Origin of the sequence: Corynebacterium sp. S5S1, assembly GCF_001913985.1 — a bacterium.
Lineage (GTDB): Bacteria > Actinomycetota > Actinomycetes > Mycobacteriales > Mycobacteriaceae > Corynebacterium > Corynebacterium marquesiae.
The window spans coordinates 21,729-41,743 of sequence record NZ_MKXT01000002.1 but is presented as its reverse complement, the minus strand read 5'-3'; the positions used below and the strand labels follow the sequence as shown (position 1 = coordinate 41,743).

General features: G+C 60.1%; 15 protein-coding genes. 7 read left to right on the top strand and 8 right to left on the bottom strand.

Features of this window, described 5'->3' with window-relative positions; all coding sequences use genetic code 11:
• Positions 1–12: 12 nt before the first annotated feature.
• Positions 13–810, bottom strand: coding sequence for a hypothetical protein (locus tag BKN05_RS00985; protein ID WP_286687702.1), 798 nt, complete (start codon positions 808–810; stop codon positions 13–15).
• Positions 811–885: 75 nt separating this feature from the next.
• On the opposite strand from BKN05_RS00985, the gene hflX reads away from it, so the two are divergent.
• The 3 genes from hflX (at position 886) to BKN05_RS00970 (ending at position 4,812) form a co-directional block, all read left to right on the top strand.
• Complete coding sequence (hflX, locus tag BKN05_RS00980; RefSeq protein ID WP_286687701.1) at positions 886–2,379, top strand: GTPase HflX; 1,494 nt, start codon at positions 886–888, stop codon at positions 2,377–2,379.
• Positions 2,380–2,410: 31 nt separating this feature from the next.
• Positions 2,411–3,691, top strand: coding sequence for a uracil-xanthine permease family protein (locus BKN05_RS00975; RefSeq protein ID WP_286687700.1), 1,281 nt, complete (start codon positions 2,411–2,413; stop codon positions 3,689–3,691).
• Between the two features lie 131 nt (positions 3,692–3,822).
• Entirely contained in the window at positions 3,823–4,812 is a 990-nt protein-coding gene (locus BKN05_RS00970; protein ID WP_225746841.1) for an HNH endonuclease signature motif containing protein, read from the top strand.
• A gap of 68 nt (positions 4,813–4,880) precedes the next feature.
• On the opposite strand, the gene BKN05_RS00965 is transcribed toward BKN05_RS00970, so the two are convergent.
• From BKN05_RS00965 to BKN05_RS00955, 3 genes are read right to left on the bottom strand one after another with little or no spacing between them, the layout of a single operon-like run.
• Positions 4,881–5,150, bottom strand: a complete 270-nt coding sequence (locus tag BKN05_RS00965) for an HPr family phosphocarrier protein (protein WP_005325102.1) — start codon at positions 5,148–5,150, stop codon at positions 4,881–4,883.
• 54 nt (positions 5,151–5,204) lie between these two features.
• Positions 5,205–7,331 carry a PTS fructose transporter subunit IIABC gene (locus BKN05_RS00960; protein WP_286687699.1) on the bottom strand — a complete coding sequence of 709 codons (2,127 nt, stop codon included), beginning with the start codon at positions 7,329–7,331 and terminating at the stop codon, positions 5,205–5,207.
• 13 nt (positions 7,332–7,344) lie between these two features.
• On the bottom strand, positions 7,345–8,310 hold the full coding sequence (locus tag BKN05_RS00955) for a 1-phosphofructokinase family hexose kinase (RefSeq protein ID WP_198493194.1): 966 nt from the start codon (positions 8,308–8,310) through the stop codon (positions 7,345–7,347).
• A 198-nt stretch (positions 8,311–8,508) separates the two neighbouring features.
• On the opposite strand from BKN05_RS00955, the gene ptsP reads away from it, so the two are divergent.
• Positions 8,509–10,197 (top strand): phosphoenolpyruvate--protein phosphotransferase, encoded by a 1,689-nt coding sequence (gene ptsP, locus BKN05_RS00950; protein ID WP_198493193.1) that lies wholly within the window; start codon positions 8,509–8,511, stop codon positions 10,195–10,197.
• Positions 10,198–10,218: 21 nt separating this feature from the next.
• On the opposite strand, the gene sugR is transcribed toward ptsP, so the two are convergent.
• A complete protein-coding gene (sugR, locus tag BKN05_RS00945; protein ID WP_049377410.1) occupies positions 10,219–11,001 on the bottom strand; it encodes a transcriptional regulator SugR in 783 nt (260 codons plus the stop codon).
• Between the two features lie 358 nt (positions 11,002–11,359).
• Positions 11,360–12,064, bottom strand: a complete 705-nt coding sequence (lexA, locus tag BKN05_RS00940; RefSeq protein ID WP_198493192.1) for a transcriptional repressor LexA — start codon at positions 12,062–12,064, stop codon at positions 11,360–11,362.
• A gap of 731 nt (positions 12,065–12,795) precedes the next feature.
• Here lexA and nrdR point away from each other — a divergent pair.
• On the top strand, positions 12,796–13,254 hold the full coding sequence (gene nrdR / locus BKN05_RS00935; protein ID WP_005328590.1) for a transcriptional regulator NrdR: 459 nt from the start codon (positions 12,796–12,798) through the stop codon (positions 13,252–13,254).
• Here nrdR and hrpA read toward each other — a convergent pair.
• A complete protein-coding gene (gene hrpA, locus BKN05_RS00930; RefSeq protein WP_286687698.1) occupies positions 13,251–17,138 on the bottom strand; it encodes an ATP-dependent RNA helicase HrpA in 3,888 nt (1,295 codons plus the stop codon). The genes nrdR and hrpA overlap by 4 nt on opposite strands.
• Positions 17,139–17,246: 108 nt before the next feature.
• On the opposite strand from hrpA, the gene BKN05_RS00925 reads away from it, so the two are divergent.
• Positions 17,247–18,146 (top strand): hypothetical protein, encoded by a 900-nt coding sequence (locus BKN05_RS00925; protein ID WP_198493190.1) that lies wholly within the window; start codon positions 17,247–17,249, stop codon positions 18,144–18,146.
• Positions 18,147–18,234: 88 nt separating this feature from the next.
• Here BKN05_RS00925 and BKN05_RS00920 read toward each other — a convergent pair whose 3' ends face one another.
• A complete protein-coding gene (locus BKN05_RS00920) occupies positions 18,235–19,179 on the bottom strand; it encodes a hydrogen peroxide-inducible genes activator (RefSeq protein WP_198493189.1) in 945 nt (314 codons plus the stop codon).
• Positions 19,180–19,339: 160 nt separating this feature from the next.
• On the opposite strand from BKN05_RS00920, the gene BKN05_RS00915 reads away from it, so the two are divergent.
• Positions 19,340–19,933 carry a peroxiredoxin gene (locus BKN05_RS00915; protein ID WP_286687697.1) on the top strand — a complete coding sequence of 198 codons (594 nt, stop codon included), beginning with the start codon at positions 19,340–19,342 and terminating at the stop codon, positions 19,931–19,933.
• Positions 19,934–20,015: the final 82 nt, after the last annotated feature.

Below are 20,015 nucleotides of genomic sequence, written 5' to 3'. Positions count from 1 at the left end.
TTGCGTCAGTTCTTAGTGGCCGCCGCAGCCGCAGCCACCAGAGCCACAACCGCAGCCAGCGCCGTCGCCGCAGCCACCGCTGGGCATTTCAATAGAAGCCGTCAGCAGGGCGGTGCCGGCAACGATAGAGTCCTTGGCCGGTAGCTCGTTGCCCCCCGCAGGCAGGCAGAGATCAAAGGGGAAAAGGCCATCCATGACGAGGTGGGCGAATTTTTCGCCGGTTAGCTCATTGGTACGCGACTCGGATTCCATGACGCGGGCCGCAAAGGTAGCGGCTGGGGTAGGAACCTCCGCGCCAGACCCAGAGGAGATAACCTTCGCTCCCGCGGACTCAAAGAGCGCCGGGAATTCGCCCTCGGCCGCCTCATAGGCAGCGGCAGACTCGTAGGTGCGGACATCAAGGCCCATGGCGGTGAGGGAGATTTGCTGCCATTGCTGCAAGGGTTCGTCGGCAAGCAAAGGCCCCTGCGCCAAGTTTGCGGTGGCCTGGGCGATGGTGGTGCCGAAAGGATCGATAATCTCCAGCAGGGCGAGGACATCGTTGACCATCTCCACGTGGGCGAACCCCTGCGTAACGGCATTGAAGCCAATGAAAGTAGCAAAAGGCTCCACCGCGAGGATATTGAGCTGCGCGCCCGATGGATCGGTGAACTGAATCAGCTGACCACCGCGTACCTCGCCGGTAACGGCCAAGCGATCGCTAGCGATAGCGGCCTCGACGGCATCCTGCCAACGTTCGAAATTGAGGCCGATGGCCTGCATCTCGGTATTCTGCTTCACCCCAGTGTCCTTAACGTTCATGCCCGCCATTGTATCGCCTTGCGCAGCCAGCTAAGAATCCGCAATTCCCGCTTTCGGCCGCAACATGCCAAAATGAAAGGTAGTATGACCGAATTTTCCCAGCACAATAACGACGATCTCCTTGCCCGCGCATTCCGCGATAATGACGCCCCGGCCGCACCAGAGGCGACGCCCACCACCGGTGACCTTGACCTGGCAGAGCGCAACGCCTTCCGTCGCGTTACCCGTGAGACCACCATTCGCGCCGAGGACACCACCGATGGCTATGAGGTGGAGTACCGTAAGCTGCGCCTCGAGCGCGTCATCTTGGTTGGCGTGTGGACCGAAGGCACCGTGGCCGAAGTCGAAGCCACCATGGACGAGCTCGCGGCGCTGACCGAGACCGCCGGCGCCGAAGTAGTAGAGATGATCTACCAAAAGCGCGATAAGCCTGATCCCGGCACCTTCATTGGTTCCGGCAAGGTCAAGGAATTGCGCGATATCGTCGAGGCCACCGGCGCCGATACCGTGGTATGCGATGGTGAGCTCAACCCCGGCCAGCTCACCGCTCTCGAGCGCGCGCTTAACACCAAGGTCATTGACCGCACGATGCTCATCCTTGACATCTTTGCCCAGCACGCCAAGTCCAAAGAGGGCAAGGCACAGGTCTCCTTGGCGCAGCTGGAATACCTCTACACCCATACCCGTGGTTGGGGCGGCAACCTTTCGCGCCAGGCGGGCGGCCGCGCCGGCTCCAATGGCGGCGTGGGCCTGCGTGGTCCCGGTGAGACCAAGATCGAGATGGATCGCCGTCGCATCCGCACGGAGATGGCTCGGTTGCGCAGGGAGCTGCGCGCTATGAAGACCGCCCGTGAGGTCAAGCGTTCCAAGCGCCAGCGCTCAACCATCGCGCAGATAGCCATTGCCGGCTACACCAATGCTGGAAAGTCCTCGCTCATCAACGCCATGACCGGCGCCGGCGTGCTGGTGGAGGACGCACTTTTTGCCACCTTGGATCCCACCACCCGCCGTGCCACGCTTGCCGACGGCCGCCAAGTCGTCTTCACCGACACCGTCGGGTTTGTCCGCCACCTGCCCACGCAGCTGGTCGAGGCCTTCAAATCCACCCTGGAAGAGGTACTTGCCGCCGATATTATGTTGCACGTGGTCGATGGCTCTGACCCATTCCCGCTCAAGCAGATTGAGGCGGTCAACCAGGTCATCTATGACATTGTGTCCGAAACCGGCGAGCAGGCCCCGCCCGAGATCATCGTGATCAATAAGATCGACCAGGCCGATCCGCTGGTGCTCGCCGAGCTGCGTCACGTACTCGACCACGAGGACGTCGTCTACGTATCCGCGCGCACGGGCGAGGGAATCGACGAGCTTACCGCGCGCGTAGAGCTCTTTCTCAACGCCCGCGATAGCCACGTCAAGCTGCAGGTTCCCTTTACCCGCGGCGATGTGGTGGCCCGCGTCCACGCCGAGGGCACGGTGCGCCACGAGGAGTACACGGCCGATGGCACGCTTGTCGACGTCCGCCTGCCCGCACCCACCGCCCGCGAACTCGCCGAATTCATCGTGGAGGAAGTTTCCTAAAACCAGCCCGGGTGATCCATAATTAAGGCTCGTGAGCTTAAAAGGTTGGACCGTCCACGGAGACGGTAAAAGGATTGCACCGGGCGCGGTCGTAGCGCCGGAAGAACGACTCAGCTGGGGCCGAACCATCGGCATCGGAATGCAGCACGTGGTGGCCATGTTCGGCGCTACGCTTTTGGTTCCCACCTTGACCGGATTCCCCGTCAATACGACGCTGCTCTTTTCCGGCCTGGGCACAATTTTGTTTCTGCTTATCACGCGCAACCGATTGCCGTCTTACCTCGGCTCCTCGTTCGCGTTCATCGCACCGCTTTCGGCGTCGCAGCAGTACGGCATCGCCGCGCAAGCGGGTTCCATTTTGGTCACTGGCCTCGTCTTGGCAGCGGTGGGTGTGGCAGTCAAAATCGCCGGCCGCCGCGTCCTGGACGCCGTCATGCCGCCGGCCGTGACCGGTGCGATCGTAGCCCTCATCGGGCTCAACCTGGCGCCGAATGCGGCCGAGAACTTCGCCTCCCAGCCGCTCGTGGCCGCCGTGACGCTACTCGTCATCCTGCTGGCCACCGTCGCCGGCCGCGGCATGGTCTCGCGCCTGTCCATCCTGCTCGGCGTGGTCGTCGGCTGGGTCTTCGCGGCGTTGACCGGCAACCTCGGCGATGACGCCGTGGCGGCCATCGATGCCGCCCCGTGGGTGGGCCTGCCGGAATTCCACGCGCCTTCTTTCAACGTCTCCGCCATTGCCGTGGCGCTTCCCGTGCTGGTAGTTCTCATCGCGGAAAACGTCGGCCACGTCAAGGCCGTCTCCGAGATGACAAAGCGCGATCTCGATGACCTGGCCGGTGACGCCCTGATTGCCGATGGCCTCGCGTCCACCCTTGCCGGCGGCTTCGGTGGCGCCGGTACCACGACCTACGCCGAAAATATCGGCGTGATGGCCGCAACGCGTGTGTATTCCACCGCCGCCTACTGGGTAGCAGCCTTTACCGCTATCCTTTTGGCCTTCGTGCCGAAGTTTGGTGCGCTGATCTTTACCATCCCTACCGGCGTTCTCGGCGGCGCTTGCATCGTGCTGTATGGACTCATCGGCATGCTGGGTGTGCGCATCTGGATGGATAATAAGGTTAATTTCAATAACCCGGTCAACCTGACTGCGGCCGCGGTGGCGCTGATCGCGGGCATCGGCAACCTGACCCTCACTGTAGGCGGGGTTTCCCTCGAGGGCATTGCGTGGGGCTCGGTTGGCATCATCGTGGCCTATCCGATTATGAAAAAGCTCTACGATTCCGTCGGCGAGGGATACGGCGCCAAGTACTAATTTTCAACCTGTGAATAACTGCCCGTCGCGCGCCCGCGGCGGGCAGTTTTGTTGACGGGCCAACGCGGGTTATCCACAGCTGGCCGATATGCGGCTCGCACGGGCCTGCGGGTGCTGTTTAACTCAGCGGCATGACCGCATTAGACGCATACTTAAACGCTGTGGGCGCCGGCATGGACATTATCGCCGCCGTTCAGGGGCTCAGCGATCGTGAGCTGATCGCGCGAGGCGCCTCAGATATAGCCGCGCGCGACCTGCTGCGTTTATGCGATACCTATTTCGGTCGGTGCGGCTTTGCTGCTAAACAGCGAGCGGCGCGGCAGACTCGGCATTCCCTTGACGTGCTACTGCTGATTGAAAAATACGCCTTGCGCTTGCCGACGCAGCGCGATGCCTGGACCCTACGCACCGAACTGTGTGCCTTTCGCGGCAGCGCCACCGCCCTGGAAAAGCGTGCCCGCGCTTTGGTACGCGAACTGCGACCGCGCCGCGCGCCCGAAAAGGGAGTACGAATTACCCGCCGCTCCGGCGGCCCGTGGTCACTGACCATTACCGGGGATTCGGCCGATGTGGCGGATATGCACGCTGCATTGGATGCCAATAAGCCGTTGGAATCTGCCAAAGACCTCTTCTTTGGCAAGGCGGATGCGTCGCGCACAACGGTGACGACGCAGGTGGTTCTCACTCTTGACGAGCTCGACCGCGTAGTAGACGGAGGCGGCGAGGAAATCACCCTCCAACTCACCAATGGCGCTCGAATCACCGGAGCCGAGCTTGTCGCGCGGACACTGAGCGACCACGGCTATGTCACGCTCGTCCATCCCCATGAGGGCCCGGTCAACCTCTACCGGACCTCGCGCGTAGCCAACGACAAGCAGCGGCTCATGGCGGCTGCGGTCAACCCGGTATGCCCGTGGGAGAGCTGTAACTATCCTGCCGACAAGTGCCAGATTCACCACCTCAAAGCCTGGAAGCATGGCGGCGAGACCAACGCTGCGAACCTTGCGACATGCTGTCCCTATCACAACGGCGTCAATGATGATGACCCCAACGCCCCGCCGCGACGAGGCCGGCTAGCCCGGGTGCGTGGGCAGGTGACGTGGGTGCCACCGTGGGGATAGGTGGCGTCGGCAAGCGAAAAGCTCCCCACCCTTGCGGCGGGGAGCCTAAAGTCGAACCGTTTTAGGACTTAGGAAGCGTCTAGGTCCTTCTCGATGAGAGCAGCAATCTTTTCCACTGCTTCTTCGTTTTCGGAGGTGACGGTAACCTCATCGCCCTGTTCTGCACCAAGAGCCATGATCATCAGGGAAGAGGCAGCGTCGGTCTCATCCTCATCATCGTCGCCGACCAGGTTAAGGAAGATATCCTCATCGAATTCGCCAGCAGCGTCCGCGATAATGGATGCGGGACGTGCGTGTAGGCCTACGGAGGAGCCAACCTTTACAGTCTTGGAAGCCATGGAAAATATCCTTTCTTACGGGGATTTTTAAAGTCCAGTGTACGAGTGTTTGGTTTATGCTGCCACGTTCTGGGCGGCTTCTTCGACGGCCTTGTTAGGCCAGAACTGCTTCATCGCCAGCACCGCCGCAGTGGAGACAACCACGCCGGCCGCAATGGCCACGAGGTAGCCCCAGAACGGGTCAATGGCGAAGAAGACGAACACGCCGCCGTGCGGGGCACGGGAACCGACCGACAGGGCCATCGAAATTGCGCCCGTCACCGCGCCGCCGGCCATCATCGAAGGGATGACGCGGAACGGATCGGCCGCCGCAAAGGGGATGGCACCCTCTGAGACGAAGGACAGACCCAGCAGCCAGGCGGACTTGCCGTTCTCCTGCTCGGCCGGTGTAAACAGAGATTTGCGGATAAACGTAGCTAGAGACAGCGCAATCGGTGCGACCATGCCGGAAGCCATGACGGCGGCCATGATCTGCATGGAGGATTCGTCACCGGTAGACAGCCCGGCCGTCGCGAAGAGGTAGGCAGCCTTATTGACTGGGCCGCCCAGGTCGAAGCACATCATCAAGCCGAGGATGATGCCAAGGAGCACGGCCGAGGAGCCGGACATGGACGATAGCCAATTTTGCAGGCCGTCCATGATAGCTGCCAACGGTGCACCCAGCAGCAGGTACATTGCAAGGCCGACGATTAGCGAGGTAAGCAGCGGGATAATGACGACCGGCATGAGCGAGCCCAGCCAGCGTGGCACTTTCCAATTGCCAATCCACATGGCGATAAAGCCCGCCAGAAGACCAGTTACCAGGCCACCGATGAACCCAGCGCCCAAGGTGACTGCGATCGCGCCGCCCGCGAAGCCCGGGGCGATGCCCGGACGGCCGGCGAGCGCGTAGGCGATATAGCCCGACAGCGCGGCGACAATAAAGCCCATAGCCGCTTGACCGACGGCGAAGAGAACAGCGCCGAGATAGAGCAAGAACCCGGAGCGCTCGAAGTGCATGAGTTCGCCGTCAACGGTCACGTCATGGCCGGGGAGGTTGCCGAGCGAAAAGTCCGTCGATAGTGCTTGCCAACCATTTGCCATATCGGCACCACCGAAAAGGAAGCCGAGGGCGAGCAGCAGACCACCGGCCGCGACGAACGGGACCATATAAGACACGCCGGTCATAATGGCTTGCTGGATGCGCTTGCCCCAACCGAGAGACTTGCCTTCTTCCGCATCGGCACGGGTAGCGGTGCCGGAGACTTTGTGCGAGTGGCGGTTGTGCGCGGCAGCGACGGCCTCATCGAGCATGGTGCCGGGTTCATTGATGGCGCGCTTGACGCCGGATTCGATTACCGGCTTGCCAGCGAAGCGCTCGCGATCGCGCACGCCGACGTCCGTGGCGAAGATAACTGCATCGGCCGCGTCGATGGTGGCTTGAGAGACAGACTCATTATTTGACGAGCCTTGGGTCTCTACGGTCAGCGAGACGTCGTCACGCTCGGCTGCGGTCTGGGTCAGCGCGTCGGCGGCCATGTAGGTGTGGGCGATGCCGGTGGGGCAGGCGGTGATGGCCACGATGCGGGTGACATCGGCCGAAGATTCTGCGTTGGTAGGGGTTGCGGCCGAGGGCGCGGCGGCGGAGGAGCCGGCGGCACTGGCACCGGCACCGGCACCGGTTGCGGCAGTGCCGGCAGTAGCGCCCTGGGCGGCCGGTTCTTCGGCTGGCTTCTTCTTTGGCTTTTCGGCATTTACTACGTCCAGCACAAGCCGAACGATTTCTTCCTTGGTGGGTGCGTTGCGAAGTGTCTCGAGGAAGTCCTTGCGCACAAGGGCGCGGGCCAACTTGGACAAAATCTTCAGGTGGGCCTTGCCGCCACCGGCCGGAGCGGCGATGAGGAAGACGAGCTGAGCGTCGCCGTCGGGGCCGGAGAAATCCACGCCGCGGCTCAGACGAGCGAATGCGAGGGTAGGTTCGGTCACGGCCTCGGAGCGGCAGTGTGGAATGGCGACTCCGCCAGGGACGCCGGTACCGGCCTTGGCCTCGCGGTCAATGGCGGGCTGTGCCAAACCGGCGATGTCGGTGGCTCGGCCGGTGTCATGGACCAGCGTGGCCAGGTTGGTGATGACGGAGTCAACGCTGTCGCCGAAGTCGGCGTCGAGCGCGACTAGGTCGGTAGTGATGAGGTCGGAAGCCATGTTTAGGCACTCCTTAGGCTAGCGAGTTTACGGGGGTATGTGCGATATCGAGTTCTTCTGGGCGGGGGAATTGGGTGCCTTGTTTGGATGCAGCCGCAGTTCCGTAGGCCACCGACTGCGCGAGGCTATCGGCCGGTGATTTACCTGCGGTGCGGCCGAGGAGGTATCCGGCGAGCGCGGCGTCACCGGCGCCTACGGTGGATTTCACCGTTGCTGGCGGGGGAGTTGCAGCCCAAGCGCCGTCCGCGGTAACCAGCACCGCGCCGGCACCGCCAAGAGTGACGAGTACTTCTGCGATGCCCTGCTTGACGACGTCCCGGCCCGCCCGAACAACCCCCGAATACTCGCCGCGTGCGGCCTGGTCTTCCAGTTCGCGGCCGTCGGTTCCGGTGAGCTGGCCGAGCTCTAATCCATTGGGCTTAATGAGATCCGGCGCAGCAGAATTGAGGCTTTCGCCAATGGCCTGCATTGGGGCATCTGACGTATCGACGGCAATGCGAGCCTGTGGTGCGGCCGCGCGGACCGCGGAGATGAGATCGCAATACCAATCGGTGTTAACGCCACGCGGCAGGGAGCCGGCTAGTACCACCCAGTCGGAGGCAAGGGCGCGGGCGGTGAGCTCGGAGGTAATGGCGTGGGAGTCGGCGTCGGAAAGCACAGGGCCTGGACCGTTGACCTTGGTGGTAGTGCCATCAGGCTCCGTGATGGTGGTATTGACGCGAATTGTGCCATCCATGTGGATTGCAGAGGAAGGCAGCCCGGCCGAGTGGATGAGAGTTAGGAAAGAATCGGAGTCGTGGGCCGGGAAAAGAGCCAAGGATTGCTCGCCGGCCAAGTGCACGGCATGGGTGACGTTTACACCCTTGCCGCCAGCAACCTGTGTGACCTCGCTGGCGCGGTGGACATCACCGGAGGTCAATGGCTCGCTGAGCACAAGGGTGGCGTCGATACTGGGATTGGGGGTCAGCGTGAGAATCAAGTTGTCCCTTTCGCAGGTTGTATATTGGGGCCGAATGCCGTTGGAGAGAACCTCGCGGGCATGGCCCGCCCTTAAATGTTGATTCTTGTCCGATTGTGTCCGAAAGTCAACAGAATTTCTGTGGTATACATTGCTTTTCTATCCGATTTGTGGTGTTCTGGAAGTTAATAAACCGCTATCTTCGAAGGAAGTACGCTCATGGAAAACGCGTCTGAGTCCACAATCAAAGGAACCGGTGTCGTTGCCGGAGTCGCCTACGCCGAAGCCGTGTGGGTCCGCCCTCGCCCGGCTCTGCCTACCGAGGGAAGCATTGACCCAGAGCAAGCGAGCGATTCTGAATACGACCGCTTCCTTGCGGCCGTAGATACTGTCGCTGGCCGCTTGGAGCAGCGAGCTGCTGCCGCGGAAGGTCAGGCTGCGGAAGTTCTGACCGCAACGGCCGGCATGGTCAAGGACCGTGGTTGGCATAAGGCGGTGCGCAAGAATATCCGCACCGGCCGGAATGCGGAATTCGCCACTGTCGGTGCCACCGATAAGTTTGTCACCATGTTCGAGGCCGCTGGCGGCGTGATGGCAGAGCGCACCACTGACTTGAAGGACGTGCGCGACCGCGTAATCGCAGAGCTGCGCGGCGAGGACGAGCCGGGCCTGCCGCTCGTAGACGGCGAGGCCGTGCTGTTCGCGGACGATTTGGCCCCGGCCGATACCGCGACGCTGGATACCAAGCACATCAAGGCCCTTGTCACCGAGCTTGGTGGACCTACCAGCCATACGGCCATCATCGCCCGTCAGTTGGATATTCCATGCATCGTTGCTGTGGGCGCCGCGCTTAGCGATATTGAAAGCGGCACGTTGGTATTCGTCGATGGTGCAGTAGGCGCCGTTACCCTTGGAGCCGATGAAGAGGCTTCCACGAAGGCAGTGGCCGAGTACCGCGAGCGTGCGGCACGCGTTGCCCAATGGCGCGGCCCGGCTGAAACCAAGGACGGTCACCGTGTGCAGCTGCTTGCCAACGTTGCTGATGGCAACGCCGCCCGCATTGCTTCGGATTCGCAGGCAGAGGGTATCGGCCTCTACCGCACGGAACTATCGTTCCTCTCGGCCAGTGAAGAGCCCAGCGTTGATGAGCAGGCAAAGATTTACGGCAAGGTCTTTAATGCCTTTCCTGAATCAAAGGTTGTCGTACGTACGCTGGATGCCGGATCCGATAAGCCTATCTCTTATGCCACGCTAAGCTCCGAGGAAAACCCAGCATTGGGTGTTCGTGGCCTGCGTATAGCACGCGATAATGAGGCTCTGCTGACCCGCCAGCTGGATGCGATTGCGCAGGCGGCTAAGGCTCGCGATGACAAAGCATCTACTTGGGTGATGGCTCCTATGGTTGCCACCTCTACCGAGGCCCAGTGGTTTGCTAGCCTGTGCCGCGAACGCGGCCTGACTGCCGGCGCCATGATCGAGGTTCCGGCCGCAGCGCTTATGGCGGATAAAATCATGCCGCACCTTGATTTCGTGTCCATCGGCACCAATGACCTGACTCAGTACACTATGGCTGCAGATCGCCTGTCGCCACAGCTGGCCTACCTGACCGACCCGTGGCAGCCGGCTGTGCTGCGGCTCATTCAGCACACCTGCATCGTGGGCCAGGCCAATAACGTCGCGGTAGGCGTGTGCGGTGAGGCAGCAGCCGACCCGATGTTGGCCTGCGTGCTTACCGGTTTGGGCGTAAATTCGCTATCCGCAGCGTCGACGGCGGTAGCAGGCGTCGGCGCGCAGCTGGCAGAAGTTACCTTGGAACAGTGCCAACAGCTTGCCGAGGTGGCACTGGATGCGGAAAGCCCTGACGCTGCCCGTACCGCAGTGGTAGAACGCATGGAGTCCTTCGCCTAAAGTAGGCGAAGGATCGGGGGATTATTCGCTGGCGAGCACGACCTCAATTTCGCGCTCGCGCAACGCTTCTACGAAAGAATCGGGGGCAGCGGCGTCCGTAATGACGACGTCAATATCGGCGGCAGACGCGAAACTTACCAAATAGTCATTGCCCAGCTTGCTGGAGTCACACATGACCACTACCTTGTGGGCATTGGTGACAAAGGCGGACTTGATGGCCGCCTCTTGGGAGTCGGCCGTCGACAAGCCATGGTCCAGGGTTAGGGCATTGGTGCCGATAAAGGCGACGTCGGCACGCATTAAAGCTATGGTGCGCAGCGCGGTATCGCCAACGACGGCTTGAGTAATCGCGCGGACCGTACCGCCAAGTAGCTGGACGTCAGGCACGCCATTGCCCGCTAGCGACAGGGCGATGGGCAGGCTATTGGAGACAATATTAAACTGCGCCTGCGGGTATTGCTGTCCAATGAGCTCCGCGAACGCGTTAATGGTGGTGCCTGCGTCCAAGAAAATGCTGCCGCCGCCCTGGGGGAGAAAATCTAGGGCCGCGCGGGCGATAGCCGCTTTTGCGCCGGAGGCGGACCGCTGGCGGGTATCCAGGGTAAGCTCCGCGGTCTGGAAGGATTGGGAGGCTACTGCGCCGCCATGCACGCGATGGACGATACCCTCACGGTCAAGCACTGCAAGGTCGCGGCGAATGGTCTCGGCCGTAACTTCGAAGCGTTCTGAGAGCTCAGTGACGTTAACGCGGCCTTCAACGGCGGTGAGGGAAGCGATTTGGCGACGCCGCTCTTCTGCGTACATGATTCCTCCTTGAATCTAGAGACATCGCGTCATGGCGTGGGGGTAAAAGTTGCCACTTTATGCGGAAATGAAAATCCGGCGATGTTGTTTTGCTTAGTCCATTGTCTCAAAAATCGGGAATAAACGGACTAAAGCAAAAATTTGCACAGCTGCATTGTGGATCTGACGCTCTGAAATGCCTGGTTAGAAGGAAAAGTGGGAAAGTGGGATTTTCGTCTCTTTTGGTGTCCGGGTCCGAATTGGAGCAAAAATGGGGGTAGCAGCAAACGGGCCGCGTCAACGAAGGGGGAGCATAGATAGACCCCGCGAGGCCATGCTCGGCCCTTGCGGGGTTATAGAATCTGCGTCGGGTGAGTGGTTAAAGCTTACGGAATACCGATACAACCTTGCCCATGATTTCCGCATCATCGCCGTTGATGGGAGCGTAGGCCTCATTGTGGGGAAGCAGCCACACGCCGGAGGAATCGCGGTGGAACTCCTTGACGGTAGCTTCAGATCCTTCGAGCAGGGCGGCCACGAACTCGCCTTCCTCTGCAACTGACTGGGAACGAATAATTACCCAGTCGCCGTCAAGGATGCCGGCATCCTGCATCGAGTCGCCGACTACTTGCAGCATATAAAGATCGCCGCCACCGACCACCTCGTCAGGCATTGGGAAGTATGTGTCGACGTTTTCCTCTGCGGTAATGGGTGCTCCCGCAGCGATACGGCCGACCACAGGAATATAAGAAACGGCACCTGCATCCTCGGGAATTTGCTGCTCAGGCTTAGCCGGCTTGCGGCCGGGCTTTTTGGCGCCATCATCCGTATTAAGGTGACGAACATCTACGGCACGCGGCTTATTAGGGTCTCGTCGCAAAAACCCTTTCTCTTCCAATTGTTTTAGCTGATAGGCAACCGATGATGTGGACTGTAGACCCGCTGCGTCACCAATTTCGCGAATGCTTGGTGGGTAACCACGCAACATAACGGCGTCACTAATGACATTGAGAATGCGTCGCTGGCGGTCAGATAGGGAGGCGTAATCGGTCTTCTCGGTGGTCTTCTTTGGCTTGCGGCCCATTGCTGGCTCCTCGGAGGGGATCGGGTGGGTTTATAGGTGGTCTGTTAGCTCGCGGCGCTGAAAAGTTGCCACACGTCATTTGTAGCACGAAAAGTACAGATGTTCGAGATTTTCGCGTTGGGGTGGACAAGTATTCGAAGCGATGCTATAAATCGAACGTACCGACTAAATCGAACATTATGGCGACTGGATATCATGGCGTGTCGCATGAGGTGCCTACGGTGGGGTCAGTCGTCGAAAGGAAAGTTATGTCTCTGCTGCTCAATTCTCGCAATAACCTGGTAACTCGCAACGCTAGCGAACCCGTAGTGGTGCCTTCTGCGGCCGTATGGGATGTGGAGCGTGGCTACGGTTCTGTGGTCCGCAGTACCGCAAACTCTTGGTATGTTCGAACTCTACGTGTGGAAGATTGCACGACCTATCGTTCGAACCGTACGTCGACCGGAAGGTCTGGGAACAGATCGAATAGGGGTCGAAACAGCGTGGGTGAGTCGAACACAGGTAACTACGCATTGGGCGCAGTGTTTGGTGTAGCGGTCTTTGTGGGTACTTTGTTAGGCGGACTAGCTAGCACTGAAGGAAACAGTGCACCGCAACCGCCGGCCTCTAATGTGCAACAAGTAGAGGCTGCAGTAACACGCTAGGGGGAACGGTGGGGGCGAAGCCCAGTGGTCGAACGGAATTGAAGGTGAGTAAACTACTGGCGTAACAACGTCAGTGAAAGGACCACTGTGTATTGCCCCTTTTGTCACAATGAGCAATCCCGCGTCATCGACTCGCGTGTGGTCGATGCTGGAGCGTCGATCCGTCGCCGGCGCGAGTGTGCTTCGTGCAAGGGGCGCTTTACCACGGTTGAGAAGGCCGTGTTGCTTGTGGTGAAGAGAAACGGTCTGGCCGAGCCCTTCAGCAGAGATAAATTGATTCGCGGCGTGCGCCGTGCCTGCCAGGGGCGAGATGTAAGCGACGATGCCCTGAAGAAGCTGGCGCAAGAAGTAGAGGAGACCGTGCGCAGTCATGGCTCCTCGCAGGTCAACGCGAACGAGATTGGCCTGGCCATCCTGGAACCACTGCGGGACCTTGATGAGGTGGCCTATCTGCGCTTTGCCTCTGTATATAAATCCTTTGAAAGCGCAGATGACTTTGAATCCGAGATTCGGCTGATGCGAAGGCGCGATCGCGAGGACTTTTAACGCAGTTTGTCCACCGCCTTTTGGATACGGCGGAGTGAAACGGCGTGGGCTGTGCCAAGGCGCTGAGCGAAAAGAGAAACTCGAAGTTCTTCGATCATCCAGTGCACGTCCTTGACCTTGCGGGTCTTTTCACGGCCGGCCGGGAGGCTGCGAAGGCGGTTGGATAGGTAGGCCTTGGCGTTGTCTACCTCGGCTTGGCGGTCCGCATCGCGGTCCGGGTCAAGGTTCATGTCCTCTAGGCGAATTCGCATGGCTTGGATATATCGCGGTAGATGACGCAGATGGGACATGCCATGGACAGTGATGGCGTTCCGGGGTAGGAGGAAGTCCAGTTGTGCGCGCATGTCATCGATTGCTGGACCGTCCCAATGAGCGAGTTCCGCTCGCAGGTTGGAGTACTCGGCGAGTCCTGGGGCAATAGCTACCACTGCTTGGCGTACGCGGCCTGGGACTTGGGGCTTGACTGTGTCTTTAAGCTTCTGGAACGCTGCGGGGGTGCGGACGGGTCCGCCCGCTTCCATCATCAGGTCGCGGATCGCGGCGACGCGGGCGTCGTTGACAAGGCCGTCGGCGCCGCCGTGCGGATAGGAATCGACGGCGACGCGCTGTTGCAATGGCAGGCCCTTGACCATTTGGGAGGCGTTGACGGATATCTCACGCATGAGGAGCGTAAGTGTGGTCGTGACCATGGCGGCATCTGCGGCGGCCTTGGTGGGATGGACCTTGAGTTCGACGCCCTCCTTGGTAGCGACCAGGGCAGGGTAGGCGGTGACCTCGTGGCCGTCGACGGTGGTCTTGACCGTGTCATCGATGGTGCCGAGGGTGTCGTCGGTCCATTCGCTGACGGAGGTGGACTCGGAGGTGCGCGAGACGCGAGATACGGAGGACTTGATGTGTCCGGCCTGACGTCGGACGAGCGCCGCGAGGTCGCGGTCGGAGTCGACGATTTTGCCGCGCTTATCGATGGCCCCGTAATTCATCCGCAGGTGGGCGGGTAGCTTGCTGGCCTGGAAGTCGGTGGCGTTGATTCCTTGACCACCGAGTTCGCGGAGGACGTCGGCAAGCTGCTGGGTGATGGGTCCTTCATAAGGGATGAGGCGGTCGATGGCGCGCTCGGCAAACTCGGGCGCGGGTACGACGGTGCGGCGCAGGGCCTTGGGCAGGCTCCGGATAAGCTCGGTGACGAGCTCGAGGCGCAGACCCGGAACGAGCCAATCGAAGCCTTCGGTATCCAAGCCGGCGAGCATAGGAATGGGAACCATTACGGTGACGCCGTCGAGAGGATCGCCGGGCTCGAACTTGTAGGTCAGTTCGTAATCGATAGAACCCTTGCGCCAGTGGTCGGGGAAGGATTCCTCGGTGACCTCGTGGGAGTCATCGATGAGCTTAGTGGGATCGAAATCCAGCAGATCCGGGGTGCGGCGGCGCTCCTTTTTCCACCACGAGTCAAAGTGGCGGCCGGTGGTTACCTTTGCCGGAATGCGCTGGTCATAGAAATCGAAGAGCGTGTCTTCGTCTACGATGAGGCCGCGGCGGCGGGCCTTTTCTTCGTATGCGGCGGCGTCGTCAAGCGCTTGGGCGTTGGCCTTGAAGAAGGCGTGGTGGGTGTTCCAGTCGCCGGCGATAAGGGCATTGCGGATGAACATATCGCGGGCAGCGGAGGGATCGACGCGGTGGTAGGGCACGGTGCGGTCGGCCACGATGGGCACGCCGTAGAGCGTGGATTTTTGGTGCGCGATGGCGGCGGCGCGTTTGCGAGACCAGGTGGGCTCGGAGTAGTTGTGCTTGAGCAGGTCTGCACCGAGCTTTTCCACCCAGGCGGGATCGATGGCGGCGACATCGCGCGCCCAGAGGCGGGAAGTTTCCACCAGCTCGGCGGCCATGAGGAATTCGGGAGGCTTTTTAGCCAGGGCGGAGCCGGGGAATACCAGGAAGCGGGTGTTGCGCGCGCCTTGGAATTCTTTGGAGTTGCCATCGCGGGCGCCGATATTGGATAGCAGGCCCGAAAGGAGGGACATGTGTATGTCATCGGAGCGGCGCTCGGTGCCTTCCTGGTAGGTCCAACCCAGCTGCTTGGCGACATCCTTGAGCTGGCGTACCAAGTCAAACCACTCCCGGATGCGCATGTAGTGGAGGAACTCCTGTTTCATGCGCTTGCGGAACTTATTGCCGGATTGTTCGTTGCGGGTTTGCTTGATGTAATCCCATAGTTTGAGCATGGACAAGAAATCCGAGGTTTTGTCCTTGAAGCGGGCGTGGGCTTGGTCGGCCTGGGCTTGGAAGTCGAGGGGGCGTTCGCGCACATCCTGGATGGTCATGGCGGCAACGATGACCATGACATCATCGAGGCATCCGTTGGTATTGGCTTCAATAAGCATGCGTGCCATGCGCGGATCCAGTGGGATGCGGGCGAGATCGCGGCCGATGGTGGTGAGCGAGGGCTTGTCCTGCTTGTCGTGGAGGGCGCCGAGCTCGTGGAGGAGTGTGAGACCATCGCGGATGGCCTTGTGCTCGGGAGGTTGGATGAAGGGAAATTGTTCGATATCACCGAGCTTGAGCGAAACCATTTGGAGGATGACACTCGCGAGGTTGGTGCGCAGGATTTCTGGGTCGGTGAACTCGGGACGGCTTTCAAAATCCTGTTCGCTGTAGAGGCGGATGGCGATGCCGTCGGCAACGCGGCCGCAACGGCCGGAGCGCTGGTTGGCGGAGGCCTGCGAGATGGGCTCGATGGGCAACCGCTGGACCTTGGTGCGCGTGGAATACCGCGAGATGCGGGCGGTGCCGGTATCGACAACATAGCGGATACCGGGCACAGTAAGCGAGGTTTCGGCGATATTGGTGGCCAAGACGATGCGGCGGCCGCGGTGCTCGCTAAACACGCGGTGCTGCTCTTGGTTAGATAGGCGGCCAAAGAGGGGAGTGACCTCGACGTTTTTCCATTTTTTGCCTTCGATGGCCTCCATGGCATCGCGGATATCTCGCTCGCTAGGGAAGAAACACAGGATATCGCCGCTGCCTTCGCGCATGAGCTCTTCGATGGCCTCGGTCAAGCCATCGAGCGGGTCTTGGTCCACGACTTTTCCGCCGGCCTCGAATTCGAGTGGCCGGTAGCGGATTTCTACGGGGTAGGTGCGTCCGGAGACCTCGATAATGGGGGCGGGGTTGCCGTCGGCGTCGGCAAAGTGGGCGGCGAAGCTTTCTGGGTCGATGGTTGCGGAGGTGATGATCACCTTGAGGTCGGGACGCTTGGGCAATAGGCGCTTCAAGTAGCCCAAGAGGAAGTCGATATTGAGCGAGCGTTCGTGGGCCTCATCGATGATGATGGTGTCGTACTTATTGAGGAAGCGGTCGCGTTGCATCTCGGCGAGCAGAATGCCGTCGGTCATAAGCTTGACGGCGGTGGTCTCAGAGACGCGGTCATCGAAGCGGATGGCGTAGCCAACGGACTCGCCGATTTTCTGGTCCAATTCCGCGGCGATGCGTTCGGCCACGGTGCGCGCTGCAATACGGCGCGGCTGGGTATGACCGATGAACCCGCGCCGGCCGCGACCTAGCTCGAGGCAGATTTTCGGGATCTGGGTGGTCTTACCAGAACCGGTCTCACCAGCGATGATGACGACCTGGTTGTCCCGAATTGCCTCGGCGATATCGTCCTTGCGGGCGGTGACGGGGAGGGCGTCGGGGTAGGTGATGGCGGGAACGGCGGCGTCGGTAAGTGCGACGCGCTCGGCCGCGGCATGGATTTCAGTGCCGATTTCTTGCAGCGCTTTAGGGGCACGGGCCTTCTTGAGGCGGCGACGGAAGGCGCGCGCCTCGGCCAAAGAGACATTTTCGAGTGCGGCGAAAAGCTCGTCGCGAGAAGGGGATTCGTTCTTAGTCATGACTAGGCAACGAGTTTACCCGTCCACCTAAAATGAGGAAAAAGTTGTTAAAGTTAAAATACTTATCCAAGCCTCAACACGAAATGCTAAAGGAGAGAGCACTAGGCGATGACAAACCCGTACTCCGACGGCAATGACGATTTCCCGCGCTACGAGCCAACCGATCACCCAGAGGATAATCCAAGTTTTGGTGGCCTACCATCTTATGGTGGCTCCCATGAAAGCAATAAACCAGGATATGCCGGATACGGGGCTTCACCGGGGGAATTTAGGGGAAAGCCCTCGGCCATTGACGCCCTCTCTTTTGGCTTCAAGGCAACCTTAGGCAATTGGAAATTGTGGGTGCTCGGCTCGTTGTTGGTCGGCGTTATCTTATTTGCCGTCACAGCGGCCGAGTCTTTGCTGAGTGGCCCAGAACCTGACTCCAACCCGGACATTCAGATTGTATTTCAGCTGGCTTCGACGCTGGTAGGAGTCTTTGTCGGGCTTCTGGCTATGCGCTTGGCCCTATTTCAGATTGATGACTCACGCACTGGTTGGGGCCATGTGGGTAAAAAGGTGCGCTGGTGGCAGCCGTTCGTCATTATGCTTGTCATCAGCGTGATATCCAGCGTGGTGGTCTTTCTTGCCATCGGCGGAGGCTTCTTCGCTTTATTCAATGACGCAGATAGCCTGTCCGAGGAAGAATTGCTCTCTGCAGTCTTGAGCGTCCTCGGCGTGGGATTGGTATTAGCCCTCATTAGCGTCTTGCTCCAGCCGCTCTTTATGCTGATGCAGTGGTTTGCCGCCGATGGTGACGGTGTGGGCGAAGCTGTGAAGAGGGGCTTTGCTGCGGGCAAGGCTAATTATGGCCAGCTTTTGCTCCTGACCATCGTGAATTTCTTTATTCTTTTGGGTGGTGTGCTGCTGCTGGGCATCGGCCTCATTGTGGCCTCCCCAGTTACATTCCTGGCGCAGGCTCACCTGTTCCGCCAGTGCGCTGGCCGAAATACCTTGCCGCAGGCTTAATGGAAAAGCTCTAAGCCACCGCCTTTTAAATGTAGGCCGTGGCTTTTGCTGTGCTTGGCGACGTCCCCGTGGGGCTTGCCGCAAGCGGCTACTGTCGGGAGCGCTCAATCGCCTTGTTATAGGCGGCGGTGATGAGCGTGCCGAATTCGCGGAACTCTTCGGCGCGAGCTGCGGAGGAACGGAACACGAGACCCACCTCGCGTTCGGCGGTGACATCGGAGGCAAAGTGGGCGATGGCGACGTCCTTGCCATGGCATTCGGTGGCGAGGGCGGATTCGGGGACGAGGGTGCAGCCCAGGCCACCCATGACCAACTGCATGATGGTGGTCAGGGAGGAAGCGCGGGTGACGGAATTGGTGGCCTCGGCCGGGTTGATATTGGCATGGCGGCAAAGATCGACTACCTGGTCGCGCAAGCAGTGGCCGTCGTCAAGCAGCAGTAAATCCAGGTCCTTGAGTTCCGCAAGCTTGACATCCTCACGGCCAGCGATGGGGTGATCGGGCGGGCAGACAATGGAGAATTGCTCCGTGTAGAGCGGGCTATCGACCATGCCGGTGGCCTCGGATGGAAGGGCCATGATGGCAAGGTCCAAGTTACCGTTGCGCAGGCGGGTAATGAGGTGCTGGGTTTGCTCCTCGACGAAACGCGGCTCGAGATCCGGGTAAGCCTCCGCAAGCATGGAGAGCAGATCGGGGAGGATGTAAGGGGCGATGGTGGGGATAACGCCGATGGTCAGTGGGCCGGCAAGGGTGCCGTTGGCGCCGCGAGCGTTGGCCAGGAAGGTATCGGCTGCTTCAAGCGTTGCCTTGGCGTAGGGGAGGAGGGTCTCACCGGCCGAGGTGACGATGACCTTGCGGGTGGAGCGCTCGATAAGCTGCAAGCCCAATCCCTGTTCGAGGGCAACGAGACCCTGGGAGAGGGAGGGCTGGGAAATTTCGAGTTTGGCAGCTGCGGTACCAAAGTGCTTGTTTTCCGCAACGGTGACGAAGGTGCGCAGCTGAGCAAGTGTAGGGCGATACTCTTTATTATTCATGCCTATTACTCTAACACTTACCTATAGGATTTGCTATTGACGCGAGCGGAAAAGATGGTATAACTGATCGTGTTGGGCCGGATGCGGTCCTGCCCCGCTGCTTGTACGCCAAGCGGCAGGAAACTTAGAGGAAAAGCCTTTGCTAAAGGAGTTGAAGACTATGCCTATTTTGACCGTCGGCGAAAAGTTCCCAGAGTTCAACCTCACCGCCCTGACCGGTGGCGACCTGCACGACGTCAACGCTAACCAGCCGGAGGACTACTTCGAGCAGGTATCCCTGGACAAGTACGAGGGCAAGTGGAAGGTGGTCTTTTTCTACCCGAAGGACTTCACCTTCGTCTGCCCGACCGAGATCGCTGCCTTTGGCAAGCTGGACGAGGAGTTCCAGGACCGCGATACCCAGATCCTTGGCGGCTCCACCGATAACGAGTTCGCTCACTTCAACTGGCGCGCAACTCACCCAGAGCTGAAGGAAGTTCCTTTCCCGATGTTCTCTGACGTGCGCCACGACCTCATCCGTGCACTGGGTGTAGAAAACTCTGATGGCGTTGCTGACCGTGCTACCTTCATCATCGACCCGGATGGCGTTATCCAGTTCGTCTCCGTTACCCCGGATGCTGTTGGCCGTAACGTAGACGAGGTTCTGCGTGTGCTCGACGCCCTGCAGTCCGAAGAGGTTTGCGCTTGCAACTGGGAGAAGAACGACCCAACCAAGAACATCAACAAGATGGACGTCGTTCAGTCCGCGCTCTAAATCTCACTGAGATGCAGGTTTACCCCGCTTTCGTGGCGGGGTTTCCTTTTAAATCCAATGCAGAAAATTCCTATCAAAACCG

Excerpts from the sequence above, each read along its gene's own strand:
- lexA (WP_198493192.1), bottom strand. The coding sequence starts at position 12,064 with ATGGGCCGCAAGCCAAAGAAGACCACCGAGAAGACCGATTACGCCTCC.
- BKN05_RS00925 (WP_198493190.1), top strand. The coding sequence starts at position 17,247 with ATGACAAACCCGTACTCCGACGGCAATGACGATTTCCCGCGCTACGAG.
- BKN05_RS00960 (WP_286687699.1), bottom strand. The coding sequence starts at position 7,331 with ATGGCTTCCGACCTCATCACTACCGACCTAGTCGCGCTCGACGCCGAC.
- hflX (WP_286687701.1), top strand. The coding sequence starts at position 886 with ATGACCGAATTTTCCCAGCACAATAACGACGATCTCCTTGCCCGCGCA.
- BKN05_RS00965 (WP_005325102.1), bottom strand. The coding sequence starts at position 5,150 with ATGGCTTCCAAGACTGTAAAGGTTGGCTCCTCCGTAGGCCTACACGCA.
- BKN05_RS00920 (WP_198493189.1), bottom strand. The coding sequence starts at position 19,179 with ATGAATAATAAAGAGTATCGCCCTACACTTGCTCAGCTGCGCACCTTC.
- ptsP (WP_198493193.1), top strand. The coding sequence starts at position 8,509 with ATGGAAAACGCGTCTGAGTCCACAATCAAAGGAACCGGTGTCGTTGCC.
- BKN05_RS00985 (WP_286687702.1), bottom strand. The coding sequence starts at position 810 with ATGGCGGGCATGAACGTTAAGGACACTGGGGTGAAGCAGAATACCGAG.
- sugR (WP_049377410.1), bottom strand. The coding sequence starts at position 11,001 with ATGTACGCAGAAGAGCGGCGTCGCCAAATCGCTTCCCTCACCGCCGTT.
- BKN05_RS00970 (WP_225746841.1), top strand. The coding sequence starts at position 3,823 with ATGACCGCATTAGACGCATACTTAAACGCTGTGGGCGCCGGCATGGAC.
- BKN05_RS00915 (WP_286687697.1), top strand. The coding sequence starts at position 19,340 with ATGCCTATTTTGACCGTCGGCGAAAAGTTCCCAGAGTTCAACCTCACC.
- hrpA (WP_286687698.1), bottom strand. The coding sequence starts at position 17,138 with ATGACTAAGAACGAATCCCCTTCTCGCGACGAGCTTTTCGCCGCACTC.